Annotated in this window: 23 protein-coding genes and 1 tRNA gene; 9 read left to right on the forward strand and 15 right to left on the reverse strand. The window is 69.3% G+C overall.

The genetic code is table 11. The features are described from left to right. The 6 genes from RMN86_RS10975 to RMN86_RS11000 form a co-directional block, all read right to left on the reverse strand. The coding region (locus RMN86_RS10975) for a FecR domain-containing protein (RefSeq protein ID WP_309605886.1) at positions 1-756 on the reverse strand (756 nt) is incomplete at its 3' end. A gap of 97 nt (positions 757-853) precedes the next feature. Continuing rightward, positions 854-1,465 carry an RNA polymerase sigma factor gene (locus tag RMN86_RS10980; RefSeq protein ID WP_309605887.1) on the reverse strand — a complete coding sequence of 204 codons (612 nt, stop codon included), beginning with the start codon at positions 1,463-1,465 and terminating at the stop codon, positions 854-856. Positions 1,466-1,520: 55 nt separating this feature from the next. Continuing rightward, complete coding sequence (locus RMN86_RS10985; protein WP_309605888.1) at positions 1,521-2,291, reverse strand: alpha/beta fold hydrolase; 771 nt, start codon at positions 2,289-2,291, stop codon at positions 1,521-1,523. Between the two features lie 110 nt (positions 2,292-2,401). Continuing rightward, positions 2,402-2,836, reverse strand: coding sequence for a response regulator (locus RMN86_RS10990; protein ID WP_309605889.1), 435 nt, complete (start codon positions 2,834-2,836; stop codon positions 2,402-2,404). A gap of 232 nt (positions 2,837-3,068) precedes the next feature. Further along, a complete protein-coding gene (locus RMN86_RS10995) occupies positions 3,069-4,136 on the reverse strand; it encodes a beta-N-acetylglucosaminidase domain-containing protein (protein ID WP_309605890.1) in 1,068 nt (355 codons plus the stop codon). 70 nt (positions 4,137-4,206) lie between these two features. Then, positions 4,207-4,662, reverse strand: coding sequence for an NUDIX hydrolase (locus RMN86_RS11000; protein ID WP_309605891.1), 456 nt, complete (start codon positions 4,660-4,662; stop codon positions 4,207-4,209). A 113-nt stretch (positions 4,663-4,775) separates the two neighbouring features. Here RMN86_RS11000 and RMN86_RS11005 point away from each other — a divergent pair, with 113 nt between their 5' ends. Beyond that, positions 4,776-5,705, forward strand: a complete 930-nt coding sequence (locus RMN86_RS11005) for a sugar kinase (RefSeq protein ID WP_309605892.1) — start codon at positions 4,776-4,778, stop codon at positions 5,703-5,705. Here the strand turns inward: RMN86_RS11005 and RMN86_RS11010 are convergent. Further along, positions 5,687-6,181, reverse strand: a complete 495-nt coding sequence (locus RMN86_RS11010; protein ID WP_309605893.1) for a GNAT family N-acetyltransferase — start codon at positions 6,179-6,181, stop codon at positions 5,687-5,689. The genes RMN86_RS11005 and RMN86_RS11010 overlap by 19 nt on opposite strands. Positions 6,182-6,345: 164 nt before the next feature. Between RMN86_RS11010 and RMN86_RS11015 the strand changes: the two genes are divergently transcribed. Further along, positions 6,346-6,621 carry a hypothetical protein gene (locus tag RMN86_RS11015; RefSeq protein ID WP_309605894.1) on the forward strand — a complete coding sequence of 92 codons (276 nt, stop codon included), beginning with the start codon at positions 6,346-6,348 and terminating at the stop codon, positions 6,619-6,621. 35 nt (positions 6,622-6,656) lie between these two features. Here RMN86_RS11015 and radC read toward each other — a convergent pair whose 3' ends face one another. From radC to sfsA, 4 genes are all read right to left on the reverse strand, one after another. After that, positions 6,657-7,406 (reverse strand): DNA repair protein RadC, encoded by a 750-nt coding sequence (radC, locus tag RMN86_RS11020; protein ID WP_309605895.1) that lies wholly within the window; start codon positions 7,404-7,406, stop codon positions 6,657-6,659. Positions 7,407-7,449: 43 nt separating this feature from the next. Further along, entirely contained in the window at positions 7,450-9,162 is a 1,713-nt protein-coding gene (locus RMN86_RS11025; protein WP_309605896.1) for a hypothetical protein, read from the reverse strand. 78 nt (positions 9,163-9,240) lie between these two features. Then, positions 9,241-10,080, reverse strand: coding sequence for a type I methionyl aminopeptidase (gene map, locus RMN86_RS11030; protein ID WP_309605922.1), 840 nt, complete (start codon positions 10,078-10,080; stop codon positions 9,241-9,243). Continuing rightward, a complete protein-coding gene (gene sfsA / locus RMN86_RS11035; RefSeq protein WP_309605897.1) occupies positions 10,080-10,790 on the reverse strand; it encodes a DNA/RNA nuclease SfsA in 711 nt (236 codons plus the stop codon). The genes map and sfsA overlap by 1 nt, the downstream gene beginning before the upstream one ends. 56 nt (positions 10,791-10,846) lie before the next feature. Here sfsA and RMN86_RS11040 point away from each other — a divergent pair, with 56 nt between their 5' ends. The 4 genes from RMN86_RS11040 (at position 10,847) to RMN86_RS11055 (ending at position 13,340) form a co-directional block, all read left to right on the forward strand. Next, a complete protein-coding gene (locus RMN86_RS11040) occupies positions 10,847-11,629 on the forward strand; it encodes a molybdopterin-binding protein (protein ID WP_309605898.1) in 783 nt (260 codons plus the stop codon). An 82-nt stretch (positions 11,630-11,711) separates the two neighbouring features. Beyond that, on the forward strand, positions 11,712-11,975 hold the full coding sequence (locus tag RMN86_RS11045) for a hypothetical protein (protein ID WP_309605899.1): 264 nt from the start codon (positions 11,712-11,714) through the stop codon (positions 11,973-11,975). A gap of 99 nt (positions 11,976-12,074) precedes the next feature. Next, complete coding sequence (locus RMN86_RS11050; protein WP_309605900.1) at positions 12,075-13,190, forward strand: hypothetical protein; 1,116 nt, start codon at positions 12,075-12,077, stop codon at positions 13,188-13,190. 65 nt (positions 13,191-13,255) lie between these two features. Beyond that, a tRNA-Leu gene (locus RMN86_RS11055) sits at positions 13,256-13,340 on the forward strand. Between the two features lie 70 nt (positions 13,341-13,410). Here the strand turns inward: RMN86_RS11055 and RMN86_RS11060 are convergent. Both RMN86_RS11060 and RMN86_RS11065 read right to left on the reverse strand, forming a co-directional pair. After that, entirely contained in the window at positions 13,411-13,938 is a 528-nt protein-coding gene (locus RMN86_RS11060) for a GNAT family N-acetyltransferase (RefSeq protein ID WP_309605923.1), read from the reverse strand. After that, the gene (locus tag RMN86_RS11065; RefSeq protein WP_309605901.1) at positions 13,928-14,191 is read right to left on the reverse strand and encodes a DUF1778 domain-containing protein; all 264 of its coding nucleotides are present in this window, start codon (positions 14,189-14,191) and stop codon (positions 13,928-13,930) included. Before RMN86_RS11065 ends, RMN86_RS11060 begins: the two co-directional genes overlap by 11 nt. A gap of 131 nt (positions 14,192-14,322) precedes the next feature. On the opposite strand from RMN86_RS11065, the gene RMN86_RS11070 reads away from it, so the two are divergent. After that, positions 14,323-14,874, forward strand: a complete 552-nt coding sequence (locus tag RMN86_RS11070; RefSeq protein ID WP_309605902.1) for an NTP transferase domain-containing protein — start codon at positions 14,323-14,325, stop codon at positions 14,872-14,874. Here RMN86_RS11070 and RMN86_RS11075 read toward each other — a convergent pair. After that, positions 14,871-16,052, reverse strand: coding sequence for a Fe-Mn family superoxide dismutase (locus RMN86_RS11075; RefSeq protein WP_309605903.1), 1,182 nt, complete (start codon positions 16,050-16,052; stop codon positions 14,871-14,873). The two genes, RMN86_RS11070 and RMN86_RS11075, sit on opposite strands and share 4 nt — an antisense overlap. 72 nt (positions 16,053-16,124) lie before the next feature. Continuing rightward, a complete protein-coding gene (locus RMN86_RS11080) occupies positions 16,125-16,928 on the reverse strand; it encodes an N-formylglutamate amidohydrolase (protein WP_309605904.1) in 804 nt (267 codons plus the stop codon). 100 nt (positions 16,929-17,028) lie between these two features. Here RMN86_RS11080 and RMN86_RS11085 point away from each other — a divergent pair, with 100 nt between their 5' ends. Both RMN86_RS11085 and RMN86_RS11090 read left to right on the forward strand, forming a co-directional pair. Next, positions 17,029-17,838, forward strand: coding sequence for a transglutaminase family protein (locus RMN86_RS11085; protein ID WP_309605905.1), 810 nt, complete (start codon positions 17,029-17,031; stop codon positions 17,836-17,838). Between the two features lie 114 nt (positions 17,839-17,952). Further along, positions 17,953-19,965 carry a hypothetical protein gene (locus RMN86_RS11090; protein ID WP_309605906.1) on the forward strand — a complete coding sequence of 671 codons (2,013 nt, stop codon included), beginning with the start codon at positions 17,953-17,955 and terminating at the stop codon, positions 19,963-19,965.

Raw genomic sequence — 19,965 nt, forward strand, 5'->3', positions numbered from 1 at the left:
GGCGTGGTCAAGGCGCTGGCCTGGATGCAGGCGGTAGGCGCGAGGCCCGATGGCCGCGCCGGCGACAGACGGGCCTGCGACAGACGGGCCTGCGACAGACGGGCCTGCGATAGACGGGCCTTCGGTGGGGCGCACTTCGACCAGGCCCCGTTCGACCGTGACGGACAGCTGGCCGTCGCGGCGGCGGACGTCAAAGCGGGTGCCGACCACGCGCACGGTGCGGTCGCCGGCCGCGATCAGGAAGGGCCGCGCCTTGTCGGGCGCGACATCGAACACCGCCTCGCCTTGAAGCAGGATGACCTGGCGCTCGCGCCTGGCGAGCGTCACCGACAGCGCCGAGCCGGCATTGAGGTCGAGCACCGAGCCATCGGCGAGCCTGACCGTGCGGTGCTCGCCCTTGACGGTGACATAGGTCTGTGTGGGCGCCGGCCGCAGCGCGGAAAACGGCAGGACCGCGATGGCGACGGCCGCGGCCGCGGCGACCCCGCCGGCGACGATCCAACCGCGGCGCGCGGGCGGCCGACGATGCAAGGGCGGCGCGCGCAGCGCCTGCGCGATCCGAGGGGCGGCGGCCTCAAGCTCCAGGGTCACCGACAGCACCTGGTCATAGGCGGGCGCGTTGCCCGGATGAGCCGTCAGCCAGGCGTCGAACGCCACGGCCTCCGCCTCGATGAGGTCGGCCGATTGCAGGCGCACCAGCCAGCCGGCCGCCGCGTCGCGCCGGGCGTTGTCGATTCCGGTCCAAGCCTCGCTCATCGCCACACCCGCCGCGCCCGCACGACGGCGCCTGACCTTGATAAAGACGTCACCGAAATGGCTCGCCCCCCGGTGAGATCGCACAATTTCAGGTTGTTCATGTTGACAACCTCGCGGTGAGGGCCTTCAGCGCCGCGCTGACGTGCTTTTCCACGGCCTTGACCGACAGCCCCATGGCGCGGGCGGTTTCGGCGTGGCTGAGGCCTTCCAGCTTGTGCAGACGGAAGGCCCGGCCGGCCTGGGGCGGCAGATGCTGGACGGCGGCGACCAGCTGGCGCAGGCGCTGGGCCGAGGCGGCCGCCTCGTCGGCGGGGGGGTCTTCGGCGATGTCCTCGCCGCCGATCTGGCTGCGGGCGACCTGCCGCCAGGCGGTGTCGCGAACCGCCGAGCGGGTATCGCCGCGGGCCCGGTCGAGCATCAGGTTGAGCGCCATGCGGTAGAGCATGGCGGTCGGATTGCCGATCTCGCCGCCCCCGCCCGGCTCCCGGCCGGCCAGCTTCAGATAGAGTTCCTGGGTCAGATCCTCGGCGACCGCCAGCGAACCGCACCGGGCGGCCAGAAAGCGCAGCAGGCTTTGCCGCCGCTCGAGATAGGCCTCGAGAAGGGGATCGGCGGCGTCCTGCGCCACGCTCATGCGCCCGGTCGCGGCAATGCGACCGGCCCGGACGAACAGCGAAGGCGGCCGATCGGCGGCATCCTGTGTCCTCACAGACTCCAAGATCCTGTGTGCCGCATTTCGCGAAGGTTCGCCAACAGCGGGAGGCCTACGCCGTCAGCCCGGCGTCCTTCAGGAACCCCAGCAGCGCGGCGTTGAACGCCTGGGGCTGGTCGATGTTGGCGCTGTGACCGGCGCCGTCGATGATCACCTTGCGTGCGCCGGGGATCTTGGCGGCCATGTAGTCGGAGGCGGCCAGGAACGGGGTGTCTTCGGCGCCGACGATGACGATCGTCGGACACGCGACAGCGGGCAGGCTCTCGATGACCCGGGCGGTCTTCTGGGTGAGCATGCCGCGGGCGGCGCGGGCCAGGCCCGAGGCGTCGCGGTGCCGGGCCAGGCGCACCTCGGCGCTGGCGCGGGAGAGATCGCCAAATCCCTCGGCCTCGAAGCGTTCGGCGCGGGCGATGGCGCTGGCGTTCCAGGCTTCGCGCGCCAGGTCGTTTCGGTAGCCGGGTCCGGTGTCGACAATCAGCAGGGCGCGTGTGCGATCCGGGTGGGTGGCGTTGAAGGCCAGGCTCATGTAGCCGCCAAGCGACAGGCCGCCGATGACCGCGTCGCGAGCTCCGACCGCGTCAAGCAGGGCGGCCATGTCGGCGACCGTGGCCTGTTCGGAATAGGCGGCGAGGTCGGCGGGATAGTCGGACTGGCCATGGCCGCGCATGTCCCAGACGATGACCTTGAAGTGGGCGCTAAGCGGGGCGATCTGTCCGCGCCACATCGCCGACGTCGCCGAATAGCCGTGGGTGAGGAGCAGCGCCGGACCGTCGCCCGCGACCTCGTAGTGAATCCTGACTCCGTCGCGATCAAGCGTGGGCATGACAGCCTCCCGTTCCCGGCTCTTGCAGCGGGCGGGCAAGCCTAGCGCGAGGTCTGGCCTGTGGCGAGGCTGGAGCCCATCCGCCTCAGGTTGGTTCACCGGGACAGGATCTAGCCGGCGCGGCGCAGGTCCTGGGCGGTGGCCGTCGTCGGTTCGGCGGCCTTCTTGATGGCGTCCATCAGGCCCGACACCAGGATCGGCTTGGCCACGAAGTCACTGAAGCCCAGAGCCAGATAGTCTTCGGGCCGGCGGCTCATCACGTCTGCGGTCAGGGCGATGACCGGAAGGTGACGCGCGGGGCTGTCAGAGTTGCGCAGCCGCTCGACGGCTTCGATCCCGCTCATGCCCGGCATGTGGATGTCCATCAGCACGACATCGAACAGCTGACGGCCGAGGTGGGCCAGGGCTTCGGGACCGGACCTGGCGGCGATGGCTTTGTGGCCGAACGCGCCGAGGATTTCCTCAACCACGCGCAGGTTCATCGGATCGTCGTCCACATGCAGGACGACAAGCTGACGTCCGAACGTTGGGTAGGATTGCGACACCTCGCCACTCCACCTGCCGGCTGCCTGCGCGTGGGGCGCGCTCCCGATCTCGAAGGCCCCAGCATGGCGCCGGAATATAAAGGTAAGGTTTTTGCAATTGGCTAACACATCTTAACATCTTGAATATCCGCGTTCGCTCAAAGACCGAGACAAGTTGCGCGGAGTCCCTGGGGCCAGGCTGTAAGTATCCGCGGCGTGGCGGCAAATCGCCGAAGGGTTATCGCGCCGGGTCCTACTGGGTAAGAATGTCTTCGCCGGTGATGGCATAGCCGCCATCGAGCCAGCTGATCACCTCGCGGGCCGCCGGATGATCGAAGGCCAGGTAGCGCGCGCGCAGCTTGTCACGGCGAGCCTCGTCAAGATCGCCCAGGCCTGCGTCCTGCAGGGCGGTGATGTCCATCGCCAGCCGGCTGGCGAGTTCGGGGCCGCAGACCGCCCTGGCGGCCGAGCGAAAGGCTTCGCCATAGGCATAGGCGTCCGCGCAGCGGTAGCTCGCGGCCAATGTCAGCATCGGGATGCGACTCAGCACCGCCTGGGAGGCCGGGTTGACCGCGTGGCCGGCGATCAGCGGCCGGATGGCGGCGGGTCGCCCGGTGACCGCGCGCAGGTGAAGGTGGCGGCTCATCCGCGGGCCGTCGTTGACCGGATAATTGTCCCAGAGGAACGGCCTGCGGCCCATCTGATGGGCGACGCGGGTCAAATGGGACGGCGCGTAGTCACGACTGCAGACCTCCTCGCCGGTCCACATCATGTCGATGGCCGGGTCGAGCGCCATGCCAAGGTCGCGCAGGTAGCTGGCCGGCCGCTGGCCGAACGCGCGGTCAAGGATCGGGTCGTCGGAATAGTAGCTGGGGCAGACGATCAGCCGCTGGACGCGGGTGCGCTCGGCGGCGAAGGCGACGATCTCTGCCTGGCGTCGGGCCAGGTCGGTCATCGCGCCGCGCATGTCGTCGAACAGGATCGCCAGCCAGTCGCAGCCGGCCGCGCCAAGCGCGGCCAGCTTGTGGGTGAGCGCGGTCCGGGCGTCCGGCGTGAAGTTGAAATGCAGTTCGAAGGGCGAAAGGCCGACCCCGAACGCCACGCCCGCCTCGTGGCAGGCCATGGCGAAGGTCGAGATCGCCGCCATCTCGTCGGCCGGATGAGGCTCGCGCCATCGGCGGCGCAGGAAGCCGTCGGCCTTCGGCGCATAGAGGTAGAAGCCATAGCCGTGGCCGGCCAGGAACCGCATCAGCTCCGTGCGCTCGGGCCAGGTGAACGGACGGCCGAAGAAGCCTTCGATGGTTCCGAGCGATGCGGTCATCGGCCAGCCATGCCACAGCCGCCCGCCGCGGTAACGCCGCCTCGCCTCTCATGCGAAATGAAGGGCCCTGCTAAGGATTGAAGGTGGCGAGCAGCACCATCAGCTCCGGCTCGTCCACCTGGCGCGCGGCCTCGGCGGCCGGCAGCCAGAGTTTTTCGCGCTGGCCGAGCTCGGGATAATTGTCCATCTCGCGCACGACCTGCAGGCCGAACACCGCGACGCGAACGTGCTGCAGACGCCCGCTCTTGAGGCGCTTGTCGTAGGTGAACGCCCCCAGCGGCCGCTTGCCGACCTTGCCCAGCACGCCAGCTTCCTCGAACGCCTCCTGCGCGGCCGATTGGGCCGACTTCGACCCGCGGATCGGCCAGCCTTTTGGAATCACCCAGCGTCGCGTCTCGCGGCTGGTGATCAGCAAGACCTCGACGTCGCCGGTGGCGTTGCGTCGCCAGGGCAGGGCGGCGAACTGCACCCGCGGTTCGCGGTCCGGCTCCCGGCTGGATGGTGTCTCGAACGCGAGCTTCCTCATCGCCCTCCCATAGACCCGGTGGGCGGCGCGGCAACGGTTTCCTGCGCCCTGCGGCGACTTGCGCACGCGCCGGTCGAGCGGCAAGGTTCAGACCTGTGGCCAGCGAGGTGAAAATGACCGGGGTGATCGCGCTCGGCGAATGCATGGCGGAGCTCAGCCTGACGGGGCAGGGCGAGGCGCGCATCGGCTATGCGGGCGACACCTACAACACCGCCGTCTATCTGCGCCGGCTGGGGATTCCGGTCGCCTATGCCTCGGCCGTCGGCCAGGGCGACCCGTTCAGCGCCGGCATTTTGGCGAGCCTGGAGGCCGAAGGGCTGGACCGCGGGCTGATGGTCGAGGCGCCGGGACGGCTGCCGGGGCTCTATGCCATCGAGCGGGACGCCCGGGGCGAGCGCAGCTTCTTCTTCTGGCGCGCGGAATCGCCGGCGCGCGACTATCTGGGCCTCGTCGATCTGCCGGCCTTGCGCGCGGCCTTGCGCGCGGCCGACCTGATCCTGATCTCCGCCATCACCCTGGCGGTGGTTGGCGAAGCGGGGCGTGTGGTGCTGTCGCGGTTGATGGGTGAGGCCAAGGCGGCCGGCGCGGCGATCGCCTTCGACACCAATTTCCGGGCCAGTCAGTGGCCCGACCACGCCGTCGGCCGCGCGGCGATCGAGGCGATGCTGCCGCACTGCCGCTACCTCTCGCTCAGCGCCGACGACGTGGCCGCGTTCGGGGGCCGCTCGGCCGAAGCCATGGCCAGGACCTGGGCGGCGCGCGGGCTGGAGGTGGTGCTGCGTCACGCCGACCATCGGATCGAGGTGCTGAGCGGCGACGGCGCGGAGCTGTTCGCACCCGACCCGCCGCTCGCCGCCGTTATCGACACCACGGGGGCCGGCGACAGTTTCAACGCGGGCTACCTGGCGGCGCGGCTGGGCGGACGTCCCGTGGGCCAGGCGGTCGCCGCCGGCCGTGCGCTGGCCTCGGCGGTGGTTCAGCACCCCGGCGCGATCATCCCCAAAGCCGCGATGCCGCTCCCGGATCAGACCGCCTTTCGATAGACCAGGAAGCCCGACTTTTCCGCCACCTGATCGTAGAGGCCCATCGCCGCGACGTTGGTTTCGTGGGTCTGCCAGTAGACCCGGGTGGAGCCCGCGGCGCGGGCGCGGGCATAGACCGCCTCGATCAGCGCCCGGCCGACCCCGCCGCCGCGCGCCGGGGGGCTGGTGAACAGGTCCTGCAGGTAGCAGGTGAGGTCGAGGGCGGTGGTCGAGCGGTGGAAGAGGTAGTGGACGAGGCCGATCAGGGCGCCGTCCCGCTCGGCGACCAGGGCCCAGACCGGCTCGGCGGCGTCGAACAACCGGGTCCAGGTGGCCGCAGTGATCTCTTCGGCGAGCGCGGTCGGCCCCGACCGGCCGTAGAAGGCGTTGTAGCCGTCCCACAGCGGACGCCAGGCGGCCTGGTCCTGTCGGGTGATCTCGCGGACGGACAGTTCGCCCGGACCGGCGGCGGGCGGCGGGCGAGGGTTGAGGGTCATGCGCGGCGTCCGTGGCGTCGAGGGGCGGCGGCGACGATCCTAGGGCGCCGGCCGGACGCCTGCAAAAGGCGCAACAGAGTCAAGGCGACTTCACTATGCGTTTGCACCGCGAATTAAGTGTTGCGCGGGTATCAACAGCCAGCTGCGAAGGAGACCTTGAAGCGATGTCCTCAATCGGCGCCCTGCCCATCCAGCCGGTGAACCCGGTCAGACCTCACGCGCGGCCGCCCGAGCCAGTCAGGCCGCAGGACAGCAAGGCGTCGACGCCGCCGAGCGACCCGCATGGTCCCGCCGTGGTGCTGAGCGGGGTCTTGACCCGGCCGCCCCGGCCGCCGGAGAAGCCCGCCGACCCGCAGGGCGACCGGCCGGGCGACCACCAGGTCGAACCAGCTCGCGCCGAACCGCCAAGGCCGGCCCAACGCGTCGATCTGGCGGTCTGAGGCAGGTCAGCGTCTACACGGGTCGCATCTCATCCTCAGAACAGTCCCAACGCCTTCAGGCTGGCCACGCCGTCGCGGCCGACGATCAGGTGGTCGTGGACGGCGATGCGCAGGGATCGGCCCGCCTCCACGACCTGCCGGGTCATCTCGATGTCGGCGGACGACGGCGCCGGGTCGCCCGACGGGTGGTTGTGCACCAGGATCACCGCGCTGGCCGACAGCTCAAGCGCGCGGCGCATGACTTCGCGGGGATAGACCGGGGCATGGTCGACGGTGCCCCGGTTCAGGGTCTCGTCGGCGATCAGCTGGTTCTTCTTGTCGAGGAACAGGACGCGGAACTGTTCGCGCGCCTCATGCGCCAGCGCGGTCTTCACATAGGCCAGCAGCGCCGACCAGGAGGAGATCACCGCGCGGCGTGCGACCACCTCGCGGGCCGTGCGCACGGCCGCCTCGTGCAGAAGCTTGAGGTCCAGCGCCAGCGCCTCGCCGACGCCCTTGACGGTCTTCAGATCCTCCACCGTGGCGCCCAGCACCGCGCCCAGCGAGCCGAAGCGGGCCAGCAGCTGCTTGGCCAGCGGCTTGACGTCGCCGCGCGGGATCGACCGGAAGAGGTGCAGTTCGAGGATCTCGTAGTCGGGCAGGGCCGCCAGGCCGCCCGCCAGCGCACGTTCGCGAAGGAGGTCGCGGTGGCCGGCATAGTGCGGCCGCACATTGGGCGCACGCTTTGCGGTCAGCCACAGATCGGCCTGCGGGCCGGCGTCCTCAACGGCGATGGGCGGGTCCATGGCTCGGCAATGTTCCCTATACGTTCCGATTTGGCAAGGGGCTTCAGGTGAGGTCGATGGGAACCTTCGCCAGGTCGCCGCGCCAGGCGCGACGGGCCTCGGCAAGGTGCTGGCGGCTGGCCCCGGCCTGGCCCAGCCGCGCCTCGGCGGTCGCCAGCACCCGGAGCGCCAGCGCGTCCTGGGGCCAGCCGGCGAGGCTGGCGCTGGCCTCGCGCGCGGCGTCGGCGGTCCTGCCGGCGCGCAGGTCGGCGGCCGCCAGGCTGCGGCGCACCGGATACCACCAGGGCGGCGGATCGAAGTTGTCCTTCACCGCGAACGCCTTCTCCTGGCGGGCCGCGGCGCGGGTGAAGAAGCCGGCGGCCGTCTCCGCCCGGCCGGCGATCATCGCCGCGCGGCCCGACAGCACGTCGGCGGCGATGGCGGCGATGTCGACCGTGGCGGTCTCGTGGGCCTTCTCAGCTTCCGCGCCCAGGACCGCGATGGCCGCCGCCTCGCGCCGCACGGCCCAGCGCGCACCCCGCGCGGCGAAAGCCTCGCCCCGGGCGTAGTGCCGGTAGAGCCTGACAATGCGCGCCTCGGCAGGATCCTCGGGCAGCGCCAGGGCCTTGGCGGGCGCGAACCGCCCATAGGCCACCAGCGCGCGGGCGTCGGCGGTGGCGCGCCGGTCCGACGCCTTGGCGGGCCGGTCGGCGCCGGCCGGCAGGACGATCATCGCCTTGTCGAAGGCAGCCGGGAAGGCGACCCGCGCATGGTCGGCGTATTTCAGCGCCAGCGGCCCGTCGCCGGCCATCAGCGCGCCCGCCAGGCCGAAGGTGTAGTTGTGCAGATAGTAGATCTGGCTGGAGAGCGGCCCGGCGTAGTCCATCTTGACCTCGACGTCGGCGTCGACCTTCAGCGCCGCGGCGTTGACCGTGGCCACCCGCTCGTACTGGCCCACGTGCATCAGGGTATGGGCGGCCATGTGCACCAGATGGCTGGCGCCGGGGGCCAGGCCCGCCAGCTTGTCGGCATAGGGCAGGGCCTGCGCCGGGTGCCCCGCGAACTCTGTGGCGTGGATGTCGTAGTGGATCGCCGCGGTGTCGTCGGGGCGGCGCGCCAGCACCGTCCGCAGGATCGCCTCGGCGCGGGCGACGCCTGAATAGTCGTCGTGGCGGGCGGGGATCAGCAGGGCGTGGGCCGCCAGGTCGGCGATCTCGTCGTCGCCGGGATAGCGGTGGGCCAGGTCCTCCATCGCCTGCATGTAGATCGTGTCGCGCCTGGCCGGCGGCGTGTCCTTGCCATAGCGGACCAGGAGGGCCGCGATCAGCGCCCGCGCGCGGGCGTCGCCTGGCTTGACCAGCTTGGCGGCGCGTTCGGCGTGGGTCAGCGCCTGCGCCGTCTGCTGCGGGGTGACGCCGTAGTTCAGCGTCTGGCCGAGACCCAGCGCCACGCCCCATTCACAGAGCGCGCAGGACGGGTCGAGGGCGGCGGCCTTAGCGAAGGCGGCGCTGGCCTCGCGGTGATTGAAGGCGTGGTAGAGGTTGAGGCCCTCGTCGTACCAGGCCTGGGCCTCGGGGACGGTGGTGTCGGCGGGGGAGGCGCCATTGCCGACGCCGGCCAGCATCACCGCCAGCTGCGGCCCGCTGTGCAGAGGCGCCTGCTCGGCCCCGCAGATATAGCCGATGCCGGTGGCGGTGGCGTCGGCGCCGACCCTGCCAGGCAGGAGCAGGGCGGGGATCGCAAGCGCGAGGGCGGCGAGCGCGGCGGCGGCTTTCATGCGGGTCCTCGGGTGACGTGGTCTCGCCCGGAGCCTCAGCCGTTTCCACCCAACCCGCAAGGCCTCGGTTGCGGGAGTCTAGGCGCCGATCACCGGTGGCTTGTAGAGGCCGGCGGGGGACAGGGTGAAGATCTCGTAGCCGGTCTCGGTGACGCCGATGGAATGCTCGCACTGGGCCGACAGCGACTTGTCGCGGGTCACCGCCGTCCAGCCGTCGGAGAGCAGCTTCACTTGGTACTTGCCCAGGTTGACCATCGGCTCGATGGTGAAGAACATGCCCGGCCGCAGCAGGTCGCCCGTGCCGCGCTGGCCGAAGTGCAGGATGTTCGGCGCGTCGTGGAACACTCGACCCAGGCCGTGGCCGCAGAAGTCGCGGACCACCGAGCAGCGCATGCTCTCCACGTAAGCCTGGATGGCGAAACCGATGTCGCCGGTGCGCGCGCCGGGCTGCACGGCGGCGAGACCGCGCTCCATCGCCTCATAGGTCACGTCGATCAGGCGTTTCGCCCGAGGAGCCACCGGCCCCACCCCGTACATGCGGCTGGTGTCGCCGTGCCAGCCATCGACGATGACGGTGACGTCTATGTTGACGATGTCGCCTTCGCGCAGGGCGCGCTCGCCGGGAATGCCGTGGCAGACCACGTGATTGGGCGAGATGCAGGTGGTCTTGGTGTAGCCGCGATAGCCCAGGCAGGCGGGGATCGCGCCATGGTCCAGGATGAATTCGCGCGCCAGCGTATCCAGCCGGTCGGTGACCACGCCGGGAACCACATGCGGGGTCAGCATGTCCAGGCACTCGGCCGCCAGCTTGCCGGCGACCCGCATGCCGGCGAAATCGGCGGCGGTGTGGACCTTGATCTGGCCGGTGCGGTGGTCGGCGTCGGCCACGTCAAACGGGAGAGTGTCGGTGTTTGCCATCATGCTAAGCGCTCTATCCAGGGGACCTTGCGGGCGATGCGAACCGCCGTCGGGCCTATGTCGCAATCATAGCACAGAACTTCAACGCCCCGGGCGGCGGCTTCGGTGAGGCCCGCGGCATAGGCCGGGTCGAGGTCGGCGCAGGCGGAAAAGGCATTGCAGTCGGTCCGCTGGATGACGAACAGCATGACCGCGCGGTCGCCCTGCTCGACCATGGCGGTGAGCTCTTTCAGGTGTTTCAGCGAGCGGGCGGCGACGCAGTCGGGGAACTCGGCCAGCGTTCCGGTGCGGCGCAGGTGGCAGTTCTTGACCTCCAGCCAGCAGGCCGGGCGGCCGTCGCCCGTGAGCAGGAAGTCCACCCGGGAGTTCCCGCCGTACTTTACCTCGCGGCGGTGGCTCGCGTAGCCCGTCAGCTCCGGGATGGCGTCCGCCGCCAGCGCCTCGGCGACCAGGCGGTTGGGGTGCAGGGTGTTGATCCCGACCAGGGCGCCGTCGGCTTCGACCAGTTCGAGCGTGTGGGCCAGCTTGCGCTTGGGGTTGTCGGAACGGGACACGTAGGCCGGCAGCCCGGGCGTGTTGAGGCCCAGCATGGCGCCGGGGTTGGGGCAATGGGCGGTGATCTCGCGCCCGTCGTCCAGCGTCACGTCGGCGAAGAAGCGTTTGTAGCGGGCGACGAGGACGCCGCGCGACAGCGGTTGCGGAAAGTCCATCTGCGGCGGTAGTCCAATCCAGCGGCAAGCGTTGGATTTAGGCGAGGGTGCGATCGATGGCGAGTGAAGTTGGAAAAGGCCGCGTCACCGCCGCTGTCCTGATCATCGGCGATGAGATCCTGTCGGGGCGGACGCAGGACACCAATCTGCGCGACATCGCCAAGTACCTGGCTGTGCACGGCGTCGACCTGGCCGAGGCGCGGACGGTGCCCGACGTGCACGAGGAGATCATCGCCGCGCTGGACGCCCTGCGCACGCGCTACGACTATGTGATCACCACGGGCGGGATCGGGCCGACCCATGACGACATCACCGCCGACGCGGTGGCGGCCGCCTTTGGCGTCGAGCTCTATGAGCATCCCGACATCATCGACCTGATCGAGGCCCGGGTCCGCTCGCGGCCGGGCCTTGAGATGAACGCGGCGATGCGGCGGATGGCCCGCGTGCCGGTGGGCGGCGACCTGGTGCGCAACCCGGTCTCCGGGCCGCCCGGCTTCACCATCGGCAATGTCTTCACCCTGGCCGGCGTGCCCTCGATCATGCGCGGCATGCTGGAGGATGTCGGTCACAGGCTGCGCGGCGGCGCGGTGACCGTGTCGCGCACGGTGCGCGTGGAGGGGTCGGGCGAGAGTGTGATCGCAGCCCCTCTGGAGGCGGTGGCCAAGGCGCATCCGGCGATGTCTCTGGGCAGCTATCCGTTCTTTGACGGCAGCCTCTACGGGTCGAACCTGGTGTTGCGCGGGCGCGATCCGGACGAGCTCTCGGCGACGATCATCGAGCTGGTTTACGCCTTGAAGTCGGCCGGCATCGAGACTGTGCGCGAAATTGACGCGCCGTGACGGATTGAGGCGTCCGGATTGGCTTGGCGGCGGTCTTCGGCTATTCAGTCCGCCGACAGGGTTTTCGGAGCGTTGAAGGACGATGATCAGTGCAATTCTCGCAGCCTTCGTGCTGCTGGCCGGCTCGACACCCGCCGCACCGCCGGCCCCCGCGCCGGCGCTGACCGCGCCGACAAAGGCCAAGGCGGCCGACGATCCCAACGCCCTGGTGTGCAAGAGCGAGCCGGTGCTGGGCTCGCGCCTGGCGACCAAGCGCTGCCGCACCGTGGCCGATATCGCCCAGCGGAAGCTGGACGACCGGGCGGCGCTCGAGCGCGTGCAGGTGCGGCAGGACGCCGTCCGCTGAGCTCCGGGCCGCGTGACTGTGCAAGATAACACGCGATCCGATTAATCGACTTTTTGCCTTTAAGCGTCACCATGCGTGGGTTCGGGGAGCGAACCACAATTGGCCGACACTTTCCGCAGCCTTCGCGCACTTGAGAAGACGGCCTCCACCAGCCGCGTGCTGAACCTGGCCGCGCTGGCGGTGAAGCATGCCGACAACCCCGAACACCTGGCCCAGCCGCTGTTCCATTCGCCGGCCCTGAACGCCGCTGTGATCCTGAAACACCGGCTGCGGCCGAATGAGGCCGAGGTCGTGCCCGGCGGCGCGCGCACCGTCACCAAGCTGATCGTACCGTTCGAGCGGTCGGACCTGGGGTTGGGCGGCCGGTCGATCTTCGTCGGTGAGCGTGGCTGGCGGGAAGGCCTGCAGGAGCTGGCGGGCGGACCCCAGGACCTGGAGCGCGACGCCGGGGTGCTGGAGGCGCTGGACGAACTTCCGTCCCTCGATCCGTTCCTGGTCCGCGAACACCTGAGGCGACGCGGGTACGAGGTCAGCTCGACCCATTTCGAGATCTCCAGCGGCGATCTGGCGATGATGCAGCAGTTCGTCGGCTCCGAAATCGCCAAGCTCATCGACCTGGCCTACACCGGCAAGGCGGGAAACGTGGCCAATACCTCGCGCTTGGTCGAGGCGCTGTTGTCGGACCGGCCCGATGAACGGCTGGAGCCGCTGCGCCTGACGTTGCGGCTGGAGGGCGAGAGTTACCGCGAGGGCGTCTTCAGCTGGAAGGGCTTTCTCTACTACAAGTGGGTGCTGAACACGCTTTGGCCGCGGATGCGCGAGGTTCTGGTCGAGCTGATGAAGGTCAAGGTGGTCGGACCCCGTGATTTCGAAAACGAGTCCCTGATCAAGGCGATCAAGGTGCGGCTGCATGAAACCATCGAGCGGCAGGCCAAGGCGGTCGCCGACTATCTGCGGATCTATGACGCGGTGTTCGAGGAACTGACCCGCGATGGCAACGCCACGGCGTTCCGTGATTTTCTGCTGAAGTCGCCGGAAATGCTGGTGCGGCTGGGCGAGGGCGCCGGCGCGATTTCGCACATCACCTCGTTCTGGCGGTTCCGCTTCCCCAAGCACAAGCCGTTGCAGGCCGGCGTCGGCGAGCTGCTGGACATCCTGCAGGATTTCGAGGCCGGCCTCGGCGCCGCGCCCCTGGCCCTGTCGGCGGCAGCTTGAGGCAGGCGCCCCGCCGGCGTCAGCCTATCGACGGAAAAAGCCCTGTCGGATAGACCTTCGCCCCTGCGGGCGTGGCGAAACTGGTAGACGCAGCGGACTTAAAATCCGCTTCCTGATGGAGTGTCGGTTCGAATCCGACCGCCCGCACCACGCCTGTCTTTGCCTTTAGAGGCGATTGCGGCGGCGGCTCATTGTCGGGTCAGCCTGGGCTGCGACCCAATCAGCCTGCGGCCTGCAGCGACGCTCGGATATCCGGCAGAGAGCGGGACAGTTGAAAGGGATCTGAAGGCGAGGGGACGAAGCCCCACGACCGCCAGGACCTTACGGCATCCGCATCGATGGCGTTGACGAGAAGGGCGCGACCGCCGGTCAATTCCGCGCCAAGGATGCTGCGCTCAAGGGCATGGCCGACCAGGGCGTTGCCGATTCCGCGGCCCTGGTGGGCCTGATCGACGGCAAGTTGGCCGAGCAACAGGCAAGGCAGGGGGTCGGGCGGCTGTCCCGTGCGGATCTTGCGCGGGAGCGCGCGGGGTTCGACTCCGGTCGGTGCAAGACCATAGTAGCCGACAACGCGACCTTCCTCATGGACCACGATGACCACCGTGAAACCCCTCTCCTGGTTGGCGAGGGCGCGCTGCCTTAGCCAAGCGTCCAGGCTCGGTTTGCCGCAGTCGAAGGCGGCGAGATCGTGGCTTGATCTCAGGAGCTCGGGGACGGAGAGCGGCAGTGTGGGGCCCTCACGGTCGATCCCAAGGCGCGATGCGGCGCAGGCGCTCGATCATCTCCGGCACGGCCTGCGGCGGAGCCGCAATGGCGGCCTTGAAGGCCTCGAAGGCGTCTGAGTCCAACCTGATGACGGATCGCTCAAGCAATACGTCCTCAGCCGCGCGAACGGCCGCGTCCCTGACGAAGTCCGTCCTGGAGCGCCCGCGCAAAGCTGCGGCGCGGTCGATGATGGCGATGTCGCTGTCGGGAAGTCGCATCGACAGAGGTGATGGCATGCGGAAGCTCCGAAGAGGCGCCCCTTCCTGACATATCGTAGCGTATATTGCAATACACCCAAGGCTTGTTCCCCCGGCGCGATGCCTGCGCGGCGGTTGCCACATGGCCCGTGCTGGATGCAGATGCCTCCATGCTGCTTGGCGCGATCATACTGACCGGCGGGGCCGGATCGCGGATGGGCGCGGACAAGGCGACCTTGCTCTGGGCGGGGCGACGCGCGGTCGACCGCGTCGTGGGGCTGGCGCAGGCGGCCGGCTGTGGCGTGATCCTGACCGCCGGCTCCAACGACTATGGCCTCATGCTGGCCCTGGACGCCGCGCCGGGTGGCGGGCCGGTGGGGGGGGTGCTGGCCGGGGCCGAGGCGCTGCGCCGCGCGGGTTGCGATCGCGCCCTGGTCCTGGCGGTCGATGCGCCGACGGCCCGGATTGCGGACATCGCGCCGTTGCTCGCGGCAGGTGGCGTCGGGGCCGCGTTCGAGACCCTGCCCCTGCCGATGGTGTTCGACATCGCCGGCCTGCCGACCGAAGCCCAGGCAGGATGGCCGCTGGCGCGACTCGCTGAGCGCGCCGGCCTGCAACGGCTCCGTTGCCCCGCCGAGGCGCGGGCCCGGTTGCGCGGGGCCAATACGCTGGAGGAACGCAATGCCTTGCTGAGGGGCTTGGCGGGGTCGCTGGAAGCTTAGGCTGGCGTGGAGGCTGTGCGGCCGGGCGCGGGGGGGCGGTCGTCCGCGCTTTGGTCTGGGCCCGGGGCGGGATAGGCGAAACCCGCGCCCGCGCCTTGACTTGCCGCGAACTGGTGCGCCGCGAAGCTCCAGTCGGCAAGTTCGCCGATCCAGCGTCGCAGGAAGCCTTGCCGGTCGTTCTTGTAATCCAGGTAGTAGGCGTGTTCCCACAGGTCGCAGACCAGCAGCGGGAACAGGCCGTCCTTGATCAGGGTGTCGTCGGCGTCGTGTGTCGAGAGCACCTTCAGCCCGTCGGGCCCCACGGCCAGCCAGACCCAGCCGGAGCCGAAGTGCTCCGTTCCCTCGGTGATGAAGGCGTCCTCAAGGGCCCCGACGCTGCCGAACGCCTTGTCGATGGCCGGCTTGAGACCGCCCCCGGGCGCGCCGCCGTTCGGTGTCATGCAGCGCCAGAAGAAGGCGTGGTTCCAGGCCTGGGCGGCATTGTGGAAGAGCTTTGTGTCGCCGCGTCGCTGAGCCTCGCGAACCACCTCCTCCAACGAGCGCCCGTCCAGCCCAGCGGCCTTCGCCAGGCTGTTGGTTTTCTCGACGTAGGTCCGGTGGTGTTTGTCGTGGTGGGTGTGCAGGGTTTCCTGCGACAGCGTCGGCTCAAGGGCGTCGTCGGCGTAGGGCAGCTTGGGCAGGGTGAACATCAGGAGCTCCTCAAGGTTCGTGAGGAAACCCGCGGGCCGGCGGCCCGTTCCGCGTGGGCGGGCTGATTTACCGCCGCAGCATGGAGATGAACTCGAGTTCGCGGCCTTCCGGGTCGACGACCAGGGCCGCGCGCATGTCGCCGGTGTCGAACGGCGCGCGATGGTCGGAGGCGCCGGCCGCCAGCGCATGGCGTAGGCGGCGTCCACGTCGCGCACGAACAGCCCCAGCGGGCCGTGCCCCGTGCCGACCGCGACGTCGCGACCGTCCTTGTTCCAGTAGAGGATCAGGCTGAAGCCGCTGTCCTCGCCCGGACGGCGCATGATCAGTTCCCGGATGTCGGGCAGATCGATGGTCTGGGCGACCACCAGACCCAGCGTCCGCTCATAGAATCCGCGCATGGCGTCGAGATCGCGAACTACGAACTTGATGAATCCGAAGCGGGCCGAAAGGGCCGTCGCCTTGGCGGGCGCGGTGGCGGTATCGCTCATGGGGTCTTCCTTCGGAACGCCGGGGCAGGGACCAGATGCCTAGGCTATCCGGCGCACGATGCAACCGTGCGGTCAGCCTCGCGGCAAGTCGGCGAGCACCTGCGGCAGCAGGCGGGCGAGGCGAAGCGCGACCTGACGCTGACCGGCGGCGGTGGCGATCAGGTCCTGGCGGGTCTCCAGCTCCAGATAGTCCAGGCCGCGCGGGCCGGCGTGGGTCGGCACGGTGAAGTCGACCTCGTCCATGCGGTAGGGCTGATTGTCGCCGACCAGCGCCTCGCCGACCTCTGCGCGCAGGCGTCCCAGCATTGCGACGGAGAAGGCCGAGTCCCCCGCGTGCAGCACGCCGAATGCCCAGGGCCGGTCGAATCCGGCCATGCGCGGCGTGAAAGAATGTAGGGAAATCAAAGTAGTCGGAAGTCCGCGCGCCGTGCGGGCGTCCAGCTCTGCTGCGATGGCGCCATGATAGGGCCGGGCGATCTGGGCGATGCGCGCCGCGCGATCGGCGGCGCCGAGCGCCAGGTTGCCGGGGACTTCGAGGCCGTCGCTCACGGTCGGGATGGCGTCGGGCCGGGCCGGGTCGCGGTTGCAGTCGATGACCAGTCGCGAGAACCGCTGGCGGATGAAAGTCGCGCCCAGCAGGTCGGACAGGGTCTCGCCGACCCCGGCGACACCGATGTCCCAGGCGATGTGGCGGCGGCGCTCGGCGGCGGGCAGGCCGAGCGTGCCGAGCCTGCTCGGGATAAGCCGCCCGGCGTGGTCGCCCAGCAGCACGAACGGCGAGGCGGCGCCCGGATTGCGGGCAATCCACGGCGGCGCTTCGTCGGCGTCCAGCAGCCGCGTGGACCCGGCCGCGGAATTGTCCGCACGTTCCGTCAATGTCCGTCGTCTCCCTCGGCGACCCCTTGCCGCGCGCCCCATGCAACCCGCGCCGTCCAGGCGTGTTGCGCAGAGACGCCAAACCCTCCAGAGGACTGCCATGCGCATCAGAGCCGGGTACGAGATCGTCTACGACTGTCCGGCGCCCGTGCCCATGATGCTGATGCTCAATGTGCGGCATGAGCGGATCGCCGACATGGAAACACCAGACATCCTGAAGACCGACCCGCCGGTTCCGTTTCGGCAGTACCGCGACCTGTTCGGCAACCTCTGCACCCGGCTGGTGGCGCCCGCCGGCCGGTTCACCATGAGCGCCGACTTCGTGGTGCGCGATTCAGGGCGGCCCGATCCGGTCGCCCCGGACGCCATCCAGCACCCTGTCGATGACCTGCCCGACGACGTGATCCTCTATCTGCTCGGCAGCCGCTATTGCGAGACCGAACGGATGGTCGATCTGGCTTGGTCGCTGTTCGGCGACATTCCGCCGGGCTGGGCCCGCGCCCAGGCCATCGTCGCCTATGCCAATCAGCGCATCTCCTTCGGCTATCAGCACGCGCGCCCGACCAAGACGGCGTTCGAGGCGCACGAGGAAGGAACCGGGGTCTGCCGCGACTATGCGCACTTGGCGATCACGCTCTGCCGCTGCATGAATATCCCGGCGCGCTACTGCACGGGCTACATGGGCGACATCGGCATTCCGGTCGAAGGCGTGATGGATTTCAGCGGCTGGTTCGAGGCCTATCTGGGCGGCGCCTGGCACACCCTCGACGCGCGGCACAACCGGCCCCGGATCGGCCGCATCCTGATGGCGCGCGGCCGCGACGCCACCGACACCGCCATCACCACCAGCTTCGGCCCGAACTTTCTGGCGGGATTTACGGTCATCACCGAGGAATTGCCCGAAGGCTGAGGCCACGGCGCCCCCAGGCGCAACGGCATGGGGCGATAGCAATATTGGTGTAACCTTGTCGTCGGACATAGGGCGCAAGACCGCGCCGCTTGGGCGAATTCGGGGGCAAATCCTATGAACCGTGCGACATCGGCAGTCCTGGCGCTGCTCGCGGGGGCCGCGGCGCTTTACGGCTGCACCAGCGACACGACGGCGCGCAGCGCGGTGGTCAGCAACTCGGTCGCGGCGGCGACGGCGCCGATGACCGTCGACAATTTCATGCTGGTCGACCAGGCGCTGGAGGCCCACGAGCTCTATCGCCTGGCTGACGCCAAGGCGGTGGTGATCGTCACCCAGGCCAATGGTGATGCGGTGATGCGCGGCCTGGCTCCCGACCTCAAGGCGCTCAAGGCCGCCTATGCCGACAAGGGCGTGGAGTTCCTGATGCTCAACTCCAGCCTGACGGACACGCGCGAGGCGATCCAGGCCGAGGCGCGGAAAGCCGGCTACGACACCGCGATCCTGCTGGACAGCTACCAGCTGGTGGGCGGCGCGCTGGGCGTCACCCGCTCGGCGGAGGTGTTCGTGGTCAATCCCAAGACCTGGGCGGTGGCCTACCATGGCGCGCTGGCCGGCGCGGCCGTCGGCAAGGCGCTGGACGCGCTCACCGCCGGGCGCGCCGTGCAGGTCGCCGGCGCGGCGCCGAGCAAGGGCGCGATGATCGCGTTTCCCGAGCGTGGGCCAAGCAATATCTCCTACGCCAGGGATGTCGCCCCGATCCTGGAGGCCAAGTGCGTGGCCTGCCACGAGGACGGCGGCATCGGTCCGTTCGCCATGACCAACTACGCCATGGTCAAAGGGTTCGCCCCGATGATCCGCGAAGTGATCCGCACCGACCGGATGCCGCCCTATCACGCCGATCCGCACGTCGGAAAATTCTCTGACGACAAGCGGCTGACCCCGGCCCAGACCAAGACCTTGGTGCATTGGATCGAGGACGGGGCGCAGCGCGGCGATGGCGCCGATCCGCTGGCGGCCGTGCATCGCGTCGCCCAGGAATGGCCGTTGGGCAAGCCGGACCTGCTGATCAACGTGCCGGCCTACACCATCCCGGCGTCGGGGGTGGTCGACTACCAGCGCCCGGCGATGATGAACCCGTTGACCGAGGGCAAATGGGTCCGCGCCTCCACCGTCAAGCCGGGCTCACGGCAGGGCGTGCACCATCTGCTGACCGGCTGGATGGCTGAGATGCCGGCCAACGGCAAATCCTCGGAGACCAGGTGGGCGGCCTCGCTCGGCGCCGGCTATGCGGTGGGCGCGGAGTCCAGCATCGAGCCGACCAACGCCGGCGTATATCTGCCCGCGGGCGGGGCGATCGGCTTCCAGGCGCACTACACGCCGTTCGGCAAGGAGGCCGTCGATAGGTCGCAGATCGCGCTCTATTTCTACGACAAGCCGCCGGAACTGGTCATGCACAACGTGGTGGTGATCGACACCAGCATCACCATTCCGGCCAATGAAGGCCGCCACAAGGAAGTGGCCTATGTGGCGTTCCCGCACGATGCGCTGCTCTATTCGGCCTTCCCGCACGCCCACTACCGCGCCTATTCGTCGGACCTGTGGATCCAGTATCCCGATGGCAGGGAGAAGCTGCTGCTGACCCTGCCGCGCTACGATTTCAACTGGCAGCGTTCCTATACCTTCGCCGAGCCGATCAAGGTGCCGGCGGGCTCGAAGCTGATCGCCCACTACGTCTATGACAATTCCAAGCGCAACCCGTCGAACCCCGAACCCAACCGGCAGATCACCTGGGGCGAACAGTCCTGGGAGGAAATTCTGTTCACCTCGCTCAGCTTCCGCTGGACCGATGAGACGGCGGCGCACCGGGTGAACCGGGACCCAGAGATGAACAAGGGTCGTCTGATGGGCATGCTCGATGACAACCTCGACGGCAAGATCGAGAAGTCTGAGCTGAAGGGCCGGCCGGGGGCGATGATCGCCAAATACTTCGATGTGATCGACAAGAACCACGACGGCGTCATCGACGCCGACGAACTGGCGGCGGCGCAGGCCATGCTGGGCGGACCGCGCCGGGCCTCGCTGGATGGCGCCGCGACCGCGCCGACGCCGCCCGCCGGCGGTCGGTAG

This window comes from Phenylobacterium sp. (genome assembly GCF_031360265.1).
Lineage (GTDB): Bacteria > Pseudomonadota > Alphaproteobacteria > Caulobacterales > Caulobacteraceae > Phenylobacterium.